General features: G+C 78.7%; 9 protein-coding genes. 1 reads left to right on the top strand and 8 read right to left on the bottom strand.

The window, feature by feature from the left end:
- Window positions 1–43: 43 nt before the first annotated feature.
- The 8 genes from J5O08_RS19655 to hemE form a co-directional block, all read right to left on the bottom strand.
- A complete protein-coding gene (locus J5O08_RS19655; protein WP_218708599.1) occupies window positions 44–1,387 on the bottom strand; it encodes a signal peptidase I in 1,344 nt (447 codons plus the stop codon).
- Window positions 1,388–1,400: 13 nt separating this feature from the next.
- Window positions 1,401–2,114, bottom strand: a complete 714-nt coding sequence (locus J5O08_RS19650; RefSeq protein ID WP_218708598.1) for a SipW-dependent-type signal peptide-containing protein — start codon at window positions 2,112–2,114, stop codon at window positions 1,401–1,403.
- Between the two features lie 368 nt (window positions 2,115–2,482).
- The gene (hemL, locus tag J5O08_RS19645; protein WP_308281741.1) at window positions 2,483–3,814 is read right to left on the bottom strand and encodes a glutamate-1-semialdehyde 2,1-aminomutase; all 1,332 of its coding nucleotides are present in this window, start codon (window positions 3,812–3,814) and stop codon (window positions 2,483–2,485) included.
- 5 nt (window positions 3,815–3,819) lie between these two features.
- On the bottom strand, window positions 3,820–4,776 hold the full coding sequence (hemB, locus tag J5O08_RS19640; protein ID WP_254630910.1) for a porphobilinogen synthase: 957 nt from the start codon (window positions 4,774–4,776) through the stop codon (window positions 3,820–3,822).
- An 89-nt stretch (window positions 4,777–4,865) separates the two neighbouring features.
- Window positions 4,866–5,807, bottom strand: coding sequence for a uroporphyrinogen-III synthase (locus J5O08_RS19635; protein ID WP_218708596.1), 942 nt, complete (start codon window positions 5,805–5,807; stop codon window positions 4,866–4,868).
- The gene (hemC, locus tag J5O08_RS19630) at window positions 5,804–6,790 is read right to left on the bottom strand and encodes a hydroxymethylbilane synthase (RefSeq protein WP_218708595.1); all 987 of its coding nucleotides are present in this window, start codon (window positions 6,788–6,790) and stop codon (window positions 5,804–5,806) included. The genes J5O08_RS19635 and hemC overlap by 4 nt, the downstream gene beginning before the upstream one ends.
- A 66-nt stretch (window positions 6,791–6,856) precedes the next feature.
- Window positions 6,857–8,374 carry an NAD(P)/FAD-dependent oxidoreductase gene (locus J5O08_RS19625; RefSeq protein WP_218708594.1) on the bottom strand — a complete coding sequence of 506 codons (1,518 nt, stop codon included), beginning with the start codon at window positions 8,372–8,374 and terminating at the stop codon, window positions 6,857–6,859.
- A 52-nt stretch (window positions 8,375–8,426) separates the two neighbouring features.
- On the bottom strand, window positions 8,427–9,581 hold the full coding sequence (hemE, locus tag J5O08_RS19620) for a uroporphyrinogen decarboxylase (protein WP_218708592.1): 1,155 nt from the start codon (window positions 9,579–9,581) through the stop codon (window positions 8,427–8,429).
- Between the two features lie 64 nt (window positions 9,582–9,645).
- Here hemE and J5O08_RS19615 point away from each other — a divergent pair.
- Window positions 9,646–10,798 (top strand): glutamyl-tRNA reductase (locus tag J5O08_RS19615; RefSeq protein ID WP_308281740.1); only part of this gene is annotated, 1,153 nt, incomplete at its 3' end.

Below are 10,798 nucleotides of genomic sequence, written 5' to 3'. Positions count from 1 at the left end.
GCGGCCGCGCGCCGGACGGGCCGCGCGCCGGGTGGGGACGGCGTCAGGGCGCACCGTGCGGCACCCCCTCCGGGGCCTCCGCGGCGGCGACCGCGTCGCGCGCCCGCCGCCGCGCGCGCGACCACGCGACCGCCGACCAGCCCGTGAGCAGGGCGAAGGCGGCCCACAGGGCCGGGCGGAGGTCGGCGCCGGTCACCCCGAGCACGTCGCTCGTGGCGCCGGCACCGGCCGCGGACTCGTCGTCGGCCGCGGCGAGCACGTCGCTGAGGAAGAACTCCTCCCCGAACGCGTCGAACCGCAGGCCGAGCGTCATGTCGAGCCCTTGGTAGTCGTCGCCGAGCCCGGCCGGCACGCGCACGCGCACGACGACCCCCTGCCCGCGGCCCGTCTCCACGGCGCCGACCTCCGCGCGGTCCACGCGGGCTGTGCCGCCCGCGACGGTCGCGGGCACCTCGCGCGCACCGCCCGGGCAGGTGAGGCCGTCGGCGGCCCACCCGCCGTCGCAGAGCTGCAGGACGAGCGCCACGCCGCCGCGCTCGACGAGCGGGCCGGTCGCGAGCAGGCTCACCCAGAGCGTGCCGCGGGCGCCGGCGGCATCGGCCGGCTCGCGGACCGCGGAGTCGACGCGCCACGCCAGGTCGGTGCCGGGGGACAGCTCCCACCGGTCGCCCGCGGGCAACGACGAGGAGAGCGCCAGCAGGCCGTCGCCCGCGCCCGGCTGCTCGAAGCCCCCGGGAGGCGGGGTCGCCTCGGCCGCCGCGGGCGCCGGGTGGGCGACCTGCAGGGCGGCGGCGGCGAGGGCCGCCACGGCGAGCGCGCCGACCGGGGTGCGGCGCCTGCGGCGGGAGGGGCGCTCCCGCCGCTCGCGCGGCCACAGCGCCCAGCCGACCAGCAGCGCGACGCCCACCGTCACGGCCGCGAGGGCCTTCGGCTCGCCCATCCGCACGAGGGCGTACCCGACGCCGGGCGCGGAGGCGACCACCCGGCGCACCTCCGTGACGTCGTACGGGAACGGGTCCTCGCTGTCGTTGGCGTCGCCGCGCAGCCGGAGCCGCGTCGTGCCGTCGTCGAGGGTCTCGGTGTGGACGACGCGGTGGGTCACCGGGAGGTCGCCGACGGGCGCCGGAACCGTGACCACGTCGCCGACCTCGACCTCGTCCGCGGGCGTCGTCCGCACGAGGGCGGCCGCGCCGGTGGGGATCGTCGGGCTCATCGAGCCCGTGCGGAACACGATCACCCCGAGGTCGAGGGTGGCGACGAGCACCACGAGCACCAGGCAGACCGCGCCGAACAGCGCGGCGACGGTGAGCAGCACCTCGCGGCCGAGGTCGGCGGCCCGCTGCCGGGACCGGGCCGCCGTCGGCCGCGCCGCGTGCGAGCCGGTCACGGGGCGCCCCGGGTCAGGACTGCGAGGTCGCCGTGAAACTCCACACCGGGACGACGGCCTTGCCCTGCAGCGCGTCGCCCGTGGCCGTGGCCGGCATCGTGATCTGGAAGCAGACGTCGACCGGGGTCCCGGCCGTGGTCGCGTCCGGCGCGCCCGCGACGGTGAACGACGCGGAGCCGCCGGTGCCGAGCGGGGTGCTCGCGGGCGCGAGCGCGGTGCCCCCGGAGATCCCGGCGGCGTTGCAGTTCGCCTGCGTGACGCCGGTGCGGGCCTGGTAGACCAGCGCGCCGAACAGGCCCGGGTCGGTGCCCGTCCCCTGCTGCGCCGCGTTCAGCACCACGGTGCCGCCGACGGAGCCGGGCGCCGCGCGGAGCTGCATCGGTGCGTACACGACGGCACCCGGCGACAGCGAGGCCGCCGCGACGGTGAAGTTCAGCCGGCCCGCGGTGGCGTCGGTCGGCCAGTTCTCGCGGTTCTGGAAGCTCTGACCGTCGTAGACGTTCTGCTGGATCTCGAACACCGTGGTCCCGATCGGCGTGCCGTCGCTGTCGGTCCCGCCGAAGATCCACTCGGTGTCGGTCCACGCGGCGAGCGTCACCGCGGCGCCGATGCCGAGCACGCCGGCACCGGCCAGGACGGCGCGGAGCCTGCCGCGGGAGCGGCGGTCGCGCGTCCGGCGGACCTCGGTCGTCTCGTCGTGGGCGCGCGTCGTCTGGTCTGCGGACATGGTCCAGTACCCCCTGAGTGGCGGCTGTGCCCCCTGCACGCCGCGGGTCCCGGGCCCGATGGGCCACGCGGGACGTCGACGCGCCAGCCCCCTGCCGCGCGTCGTGGCACCAGGATGAGCACGGACGGACTTGCGCGCAACTGGTCCGCGCGATCTATCCCCTTTGTCGGGAATGTCGCTGAGAATGCCCGGAATGTCCTGCCCCGAACGGGTGAGCGTGGGCCTCGTCGCAGATCGACGGCCCGCGCGCGTCCTGGTCCGTCCGGGTGACGCGCGACCGCGCCGAGGGGGTGAGATCTCGGGGCGCCGTGAAGGCGCAGGTCACCGCGCCGTGCGACCGAGGGGGTCGGGCGGCGCGGTGACCGACGTCACGCGGCCGGGGGAACAGCCTCCACCGCCGCGCGGGCCGCCGCGGGCAGCGCCTCGACGACCCGGGCGAGCGCCGCGTCGTCGTGCGCGGCGGACACGAACCACGCCTCGAAGGCGGACGGCGGCGCGTACACCCCGTCGCGCAGCAGGCTGTGGAAGAACGCCGGGTACCGCCAGGACTCCGTCGCGAGCATCTGGGCGTAGTCCCGCGCCCCCGCGTCGGTGCCCAGCACCGTGCTGAACAGGTTGCTGGCGTTCTGCACCGCGTGCGGCAGGCCGACGGCGGTCAGCGCCTCGTCCACGGCCGCGCGCAGCACCGCGGACGCCCGGTCGACGGCCGCGTACACCGCGTCGTCGGCGAGCCGCAGCGTCGCCAGGCCGGCCGCGACGGCGACCGGGTTCCCGGACAGCGTGCCCGCCTGGTAGACCGGCCCGACCGGCGCGAGCGCGTCCATCACCTCGGCGCGGCCGCCGAGCGCGGCGACCGGCATGCCGCCGCCGACGACCTTGCCGAAGGTCAGCAGGTCGGGCGACCAGCCCTCGCGCGCCGCCTCGAGCCCCCACCATCCGGCGGGGCCGACCCGGAACCCGGTCAGCACCTCGTCCTGGATCAGCAGGGCGCCGTGCTCGCGCGTGATCCGGGACAGCGCGGCGTTGAAGCCGGGCTCCGGCGGGACGACGCCCATGTTCGCGGGGGCGGCCTCGGTGATCACCGCGGCGATCCGGGTGCCGTGCTCGGCGAACGCGGCCTCGACGGCGGCGACGTCGTTGTACGGCAGCACGATCGTCTCGGCCGCGATCGCCGCCGGGACACCGGCCGAGCCGGGCAGCGCGAACGTCGCGAGGCCGGAGCCCGCGGCGGCCAGCAGGCCGTCCGAGTGCCCGTGGTACAGCCCGGCGAACTTCACGACCGTGTCCCGGCCGGTGACGCCGCGCGCCAGCCGGATCGCGGTCATCGTCGCCTCGGTGCCGGTGGACACCAGGCGCAGCCGCTCGACGGCGGGCACCCGCGCGCGGACCGCCTCGGCGAGCTCCACCTCGGCGAGCGTGGGCGCGCCGAAGCTCAGACCGCGGCCGGCGGCCTCGCGGACGGCCTCCACGACCTCCGGGTGCGCGTGCCCGAGGAGCGCCGGGCCCCAGGAGCCCACCAGGTCCACGTACTCGCGGCCCTCGACGTCGGTGACGTACGCGCCGCGGGCGGACGCCAGGAACCGCGGCGCCCCGCCGACGGAGCCGAACGCGCGCACCGGCGAGTTCACACCGCCGGGCACGACGCCCCGCGCCCGGTCGAACAGCCCCTCGTTCGTGCTCGACGTCCCCGTGCTCGTCACCCCGGTCACCGCCACTCCTCCCGCAGCCAGTGGGCCAGCTCGACGGCCCAGTACGTCAGCACCTGGTCGGCACCCGCGCGGCGGATGCCGAGCACGGACTCCGTGATCGCGCGGCGGCGGTCCAGCCAGCCCTGCGCGGCGGCGGCCTCGACCATCGCGTACTCGCCGGACACCTGGTACGCCGCGACCGGCACCGTGCTCACGGCGGCGACGTCGGCCAGCACGTCCAGGAACGCGCCCGCCGGCTTCACCATGACGAGGTCGGCGCCCTCCTCGATGTCGAGGGCGACCTCGCGCAGCGCCTCCCGGCGGTTCGCCGGGTCCATCTGGTAGGTCCGGCGGTCGCCCTCGAGCGTCGACTCCACCGCGTCGCGGAACGGACCGTAGAGCACGCTCGCGAACTTGGCGGCGTACGCGAGCACCGCCACGTCGTCCCGGCCGGCGGCGTCGAGCACGTCCCGGATCACGCCGACCTGGCCGTCCATCATGCCGCTCGGTGCGACCACGTGGGCGCCCGCCTCGGCCTGGACCAGCGCCATCTCGGCGTACCGCTCGAGCGTCGCGTCGTTGTCCACCCGGCCGTCCGCCGTGAGCACGCCGCAGTGGCCGTGGTCGGTGAACTCGTCGAGGCAGAGGTCGGCCTGGATCACCAGCGCGTCGCCGACCTCGGCCCGGACGTCGGCGATCGCGCGGTTGAGCACGCCGTCGGGGTCGGTCGCCCCGGAGCCGACCGCGTCCCGGGTCAGCGGGACGCCGAACAGGTTCACGGCGGCGACCCCGGCCGCGGCGGCCTCGGCGGCGGCCCGGCGCAGGGAGTCGCGGGTGTGCTGGACGACGCCGGGCATCGACGCGATCGGCGCCGGCTCGTCCAGGCCCTCCTTGACGAACATCGGCAGCACGAGGTCGGCCGGGTGCAGCCGCACCTCGCTGACGGAGCGGCGGAGGGCGGCGGTGCCGCGCATCCGGCGCGGGCGGACCCGGCCCGGTCGCGCGGCGGCGACGGCCGCGGCCGGGGACAGCGGGAGGGTCGGGGTGTCGGGTGCGGGTGCGGTCATGCGTGCTCTCCGTCCGGGTGGGCCGCCCGGGGTGCGGCGGCGGGGGTGTCGTCCGGCGCGGCGGGGTGGGCCGCGGCCGGGCTCTCGTCGGTGGGGGCGCCCGCGTCCTGGGCGTCGTCCCGCGCCGCGGCGGCGCGCGCGAGGGCGGCGACGAGGCCGCCCGGGGTCTGGTCGTCGGCGACCGCGTGCACCGGCAGCCCGGCGCGCCGGGCCTCGGCCGCGGTCGAGTCGCCGATGCAGCACACCAGCGTGCCCGCGGGCGGGGCGCCGAGCATGGCGAGCAGGTTGCGGGCGGTGCTGCCCGAGGTGAGCAGGACCGCGTCCACCCGCCCGGCCGCGTACGCGTCGCGCACCTCCGGCTCGGGCGCCGGGCCGGGGACGGTGCGGTAGGTGACGACGACGTCGACCGGCCAGCCGCGCGCGGTCAGTCCCTCGGCCATCGTCGGCGCGGCGAGGTCGCCGAGCGGCAGCAGCACCCGGGCCGGGTTCTCGCCGGCGGCCGGCCAGGCCGCCAGCAGCGCGACGGCCGACGACCGCCCGGTCGGCACCAGGTCGACCCGGACGCCCGCCTCGCGCAGCGCCCGGGCGGTGCTGCCGCCGACGGCGGCCACCCGGACCCCGTCGAGCAGCGCGGCGAGCGTGTGCCCGGTCTCCTCCGCGCGGTCCTCGAGCACCGGCACCGCCGCGGCGCTCGTGACCGCGACCCAGCCGTAGTAGCCGACCTCGAGCGCGAGCAGCGCGTCGTCGAGCTCGGTGGGGTCGAACGGCGGGACGGTCTGGATCAGCGGGACGACCAGCGGCTCGGCGCCGGCCGCGTGCAGGGCGATGACCAGCGGGTCCGGCCCCTCGGTGGCCCGCGGGACGAGGACGGTGCGGCCGGCCAGCGGTCCGGCGGCCAGGGCGTGCGCGGTCGCGGGGGCGCCGTCGGCGCCCGTCACGCGCCCAGCTCCGCCAGCTCGGCGGCGCCCGCGTCCAGCAGGTCCTCGGCGAGCCGGGTGCCGAGGGCGGCCGCGGCGAGCGCGACCCGGCCGGCGGCCGCACCGGGGTCCGCGTCGGCCGGTCCCGTCGCGCCGCCCGCCAGCGTCGTCGACGCGGTGCGGCGCAGCGCCTCGGTGCCGTCGGTGCGGAGCACGACCGCCTCCAGCGCCAGCACGTCGTCCGCGCCCAATCGCGCGTGCGCGCCCACCGGCGCGGCGCAGCCCGCCTCGAGCCGGCTGAGCAGCGCGCGCTCGGCGAGCACGGCCAGGTGCGTGGGCCGGTGGTCCAGGGCGGCCAGCGCCCGGGCGAGGGGCGTGCCGGTGGCGGCGTCCTCGGCGCGGACCTCGACGGCCAGCGCTCCCTGGGCGGGCGCCGGGGTCATCACGTCGAACGGCAGCGCCTCGGTGACGGCGTCCAGCCGGCCCAGCCGCGCCAGGCCCGCGCGGGCGAGCACGACCGCGTCGAGGTCGTCCTCGATCCGGCGCAGCCGGGTGTCCACGTTGCCGCGGATGTCGACCACCCGCAGGTCGGGGCGCGCGGCCCGCAGCTGCGCGGCGCGCCGCGGGGAGCCGGTGCCGACCGCGGCGCCCTCGGGCAGCGTCGCCAGCGTGCGTCCGTCGCGGGCGCACAGCGCGTCCCGCGGGTCCTCGCGCACCGGCACCGCCGCGACGACGAGTCCAGGGGCCACGGCGGTCGGCAGGTCCTTGAACGAGTGCACCGCGACGTCGCAGCGCCCGTCGAGGAGGGCGTCCCGCAGCGCGGTCACGAACACGCCCGTGCCGCCCAGCGTGGCCAGGGAGCCGGTGAGCCGGTCGCCGTCCGTGCGGACGCGCACCAGCTCGTGCGCGCCGGCGCCGAGCGCGGTCAGCGCGTCGGCCACGTGCCCCGTCTGGGTGAGGGCGAGCGCGCTCGCACGGGTGCCGACCCGGACCGTCTGGGGCATGTCCCCAGTCTCGGCCACCCCGCGCGGATCTGTCGAAACCGCGGGTCGTGGGCTGCGGTGCACGGGTCAGGCCTCCGGGGGTGCGGTGCGGACGGGGTCGGCGGGTGGTGCGGACGAGGCGAGCGCGGTCGCGGTCGCGCGGGCGTCGGGGACGACCGACGCGAGGCCGTTGCCGGACACCCACGCGCCCACCACGGCGAGGCCGGGCACGCCGGCGACGGCCTCCCGGACCCGCCGCACGGTCGCGCGGTGCGCGGCGCTGGGGACGGGGAGCCCCTGGCGCCAGCGCACCCGGGCGGCGGCGCGGACCTGCTCGGGGCGCAGCGGGACGCCGAGCACGGCCGCGGCGTCCCGCACCGCGAGGTCGGTGAGCGCGCCGAGGTCGCGCGGCAGCGCCTCCGCCCCGTCCGCGCCGGCCCGGCCGTAGGACAGGCGCACGACGTGCCGGCCGGGGCCTGCCGCCTCGGCGAGCCACGCCCACTTCGCCGTCGCGTGCGTCAGCGCCTTGGCCCGCACGCCGGCGACGCCCCGGGCGACCAGGACGCCCGTGCCGCGCGGGGCGGCGTCGAGCTCCGGGGCGTCCAGCACCAGGGTCACGAGCACGATGTCCGCGCCCGGGTCCGTCGTCAGGCCCGACACGCCCGGGGCGACGCCGGCCAGCAGGTCGACGGCGCGCGGGGTCGCGACGACCAGGCGCGGGGCGGTGAGCGTCGCGGACCCGTCCGGCCCGTCGACGGTGACGACGAACCCGTCGCCGTCGCGGGTCACCGACCGGACGGACGCCCCGGTGCGCACCGCGCCGCCGCGCGCCCGGACCTCTGCCACCAGGGCGTCGACCAGCACGTGCAGCCCGCCCCGGAACCCCGCGACCGCGGACCCCGCGGGGGCGAGCGCGCGCTGCGCCGTCACCCCGCGGGCGAGGGACCCCTCGCGGCGCACCGCGGCGACCAGCCCGGGGGCGACGGCGTCCGCGGCGACGGCGTCCGGCTCGGCCGCGTGCACGCCGGCGACGACCGGCCGGACCAGCCGGTCCAGCACCCGCCGACCCGCCCGGGCGCGCACGAGGGCGCCGAGCGTCGTGCCGTCCGCGGTCCCGACGCGCGCGGGCAGGACGCGGTCGAGCGAGGCCCGCAGCGCGCCCGCGAGCCCGATCGTGCGGCGGACGTCCGGCGCCCACGGGTCCGCCGGGATGCCCAGCAGCCCGGTGCGGGGGAGCGGGCCGGCGCCGCCGGGCAGCCGCACCCAGGCGCCGTGCCTCTCGGGCGTGACCACCCGGTCGGCGAGCCCCAGCTCGTCGGCCAGCGCCGCGACCACGCCGCCGCGGGTGGCGAACGACTCCGCGCCGGCGTCGAGGGACAGGCCGTCGACCTCGTGCCGGCCGACGACGCCGCCGGGCGCCTCCCACGCCTCGAGCACCAGCGGGCGCAGGCCGGCGAGGGCCAGCTCGCGCGCCGCGACCAGGCCCGCGACGCCGCCACCGACGACGAGCGCGTCCCAGGCCGTCCCCGGGGGTGCCCCCGGGTCGGTGGGTCGTGCGGTGCCGGGTGCCCGGTCGTCGTCGTTCGTGTCCGCGTCCTTCCTCACCGGTCCAGCCTGCCGCCTCCCGGAGACCGGGGGGTGGGACCTGACCCCTACCTCAGAGCCCGTGCACCAGCGCCACGACGCGGGTCAGCACGTCGGGGTCGGTCTCCGGCGGCACGCCGTGGCCCAGGTTCACCACGTGGCCCGGGGCCGAGGTGCCGCGCGCCACGACGTCCCGCACGTGCGCCTCCAGCACCGGCCACGGCGCCGCGAGCAGCGCCGGGTCGACGTTGCCCTGGACCGGCACGCGGCCGTCGAGCCGGCGGACCGCCTCGTCGAGGCCGATCCGGTGGTCCACGCCGACGACGTCGGCGCCCACGTCCCGCATCGCGGCCAGCAGCTCGCCGGTGCCCGTGCCGAAGTGCACCCGCGGCACGCCGAGGTCGGCGACGTGCGCCAGCGCCCGCGTCGAGGCGGGCGCCACGCGGGCGGTGTAGTCCGCGAGCGAGAGCGAGCCCGCCCAGGAGTCGAACAGCTGTGCCGCGCTGGTGCCGGCGAGCACCTGCGCCCGCAGGAACGCGCCCGTGACGTCGGCGGCCCACTCCGTCAGCGCGGCCCAGGTCGCCGGGTCCGCGTGCATGAGGGTGCGCGCAGCCAGGTGGTCGCGGGACGGCCGGCCCTCGACCAGGTAGGCCGCGAGCGTGAACGGCGCGCCCGCGAACCCGATCAGCGGGGTCGACCCGAGCGCGGCCGTCGTGAGCCGGACGGCCTCGACGACCGGCGCCAGCACCTCCGCGGTCAGCGACTCGGCCGGGTGCTCGGCGCGCAGCCGCGCGACGTCGTCCGCGGTCCGCACCGCGGAGCCCATCACCGGGCCGACGCCGGGCTGGATGTCGACATCCACGCCCGCGAGGCGCAGCGGGATGACGATGTCGGAGAAGAAGATCGCCGCGTCCACGCCGTGCCGGCGCACCGGCTGCAGGGTGATCTCCGACGCCAGGTCCGGGGTCAGGCAGGCGTCGAGCATCGCGGTGCCCTTCCGGGCCTCCCGGTACTCCGGCAGCGACCGGCCGGCCTGGCGCATGAACCACACCGGGCGGCGGTCGGGCGTGCGGCCGCGGTACGCGTCCACCAGCGGCGCGTGCGCCGTGCGGCCGTCCACCAGCGGGTGGTCGGCGGGCAGGCCGGTGCCGTCGGGGAGCGACGGGAGGGCGGGGGCGGGGGTCGCCGGGGCGCTCGCGGGCGCGTCGGGGCGTGACGGAGTCGACATCGGGACGATTGTGCCCCGTCTTCCCTGGAGTGATTAAATTCTTGGCGTGGTGATGCTGTCGTTGGTGGCCAGCCATCACGACCTCGACCTGTCCGTGCTGGAGCGGTTGTCCGCCGACACCCACGCCGTCGGGCGGGAGATCGTGACGGCCTCGGAGTCGATCGCGGGGGCGGTCGTCCTGGCGACCTGCAACCGCTTCGAGCTGTACCTGGACGTCGCCGACGCGGCCGACGCCGACGCCGCCCGCACCGCCGTGGCCGGCACGGTCGCCGCCCGCTCCGGGTACACCGCGGAGCGCGTCGCGGACGCGCTCGCCCCCGCCACCGGCCCCCGGGTCGTCGAGCACCTGTTCGCCGTCGCCTCCGGCCTGGAGTCGATGGTCGTCGGGGAGCGGGAGATCGCGGGCCAGGTCCGCCGGGCGCTCACCGCCGCCCGCCGCGACGGCACCACGACCTCCGACCTCGAGGGTCTGTTCCAGTCCGCCTCCCGCGCGTCCCGCGCCGTCGAGGGCCGCACGGGTCTGGGCGCCGCCGGCCGCTCGGTCGTGGGCGTCGCGCTCGACCTGGTCGAGGACGGCCTGCCCGACTGGTCGGACGTCCGCTGCCTGCTCATCGGCACCGGCTCCTACGCCGGCGCGAGCCTCGCCGCGCTCAAGGCCCGCGGCTGCCAGGACGTGCTCGTGTACTCGGCCAGCGGGCGCGCGGGCCAGTTCGCCGCGCAGCGCGGGGTCACCGCCGCCACCGACGACCTCGCGGCCAGCCTCGCCGGGGTCGACCTGGTCGTCGCGTGCAGCGGCGCCTCGGGCGCGGTCCTCGACGTCGACGCGCTGATCCGGGCCCGGTCCGCCGAGGCCGCCCTCGGCGCCCGCCCGCTGGCGGTCCTCGACCTCGCCCTGCAGCACGACGTCGACCCGGCCGTCGGCGAGCTGCCCGGCGTCCGGCTGGTCAGCCTCACCACCGTCGCCGAGCACGCCCCCGACGGGCACTCCGCGACCGTCGCCGAGGCGCGCGCGCTCGTCGAGGAGCAGGCCGCGACCTTCGAGCGCGACCTGCGCACCCGGCAGTGGAACCCGCCGGTCGTGGCCGAGCGGCGCCGGGTGCTGGAGGAGCTGGGGCTCGCCGTCGACGGCCTGCCCGAGCGCGAGGGCCGCGCGCTGCGCCGCCGGGTGCGGTCCGCGCTGCACGCCCCGACCGTCCGCGCCCGCGAGGCCGCCCGCG

The sequence above is a fragment of the Cellulomonas sp. PS-H5 genome (assembly GCF_019265565.1).
Lineage (GTDB): Bacteria > Actinomycetota > Actinomycetes > Actinomycetales > Cellulomonadaceae > Cellulomonas.
The sequence above is the reverse complement of the archived record's forward strand: the minus strand, read 5'-3'. Positions and strand labels throughout refer to the sequence as shown.

Bases quoted from the DNA above. Each gene is read 5' to 3' on its own strand.
- J5O08_RS19650 (WP_218708598.1), bottom strand. From the start codon at position 2,114: ATGTCCGCAGACCAGACGACGCGCGCCCACGACGAGACGACCGAGGTC.
- hemE (WP_218708592.1), bottom strand. From the start codon at position 9,581: ATGTCGACTCCGTCACGCCCCGACGCGCCCGCGAGCGCCCCGGCGACC.
- hemC (WP_218708595.1), bottom strand. From the start codon at position 6,790: ATGCCCCAGACGGTCCGGGTCGGCACCCGTGCGAGCGCGCTCGCCCTC.
- hemB (WP_254630910.1), bottom strand. From the start codon at position 4,776: ATGCGCGGCACCGCCGCCCTCCGCCGCTCCGTCAGCGAGGTGCGGCTG.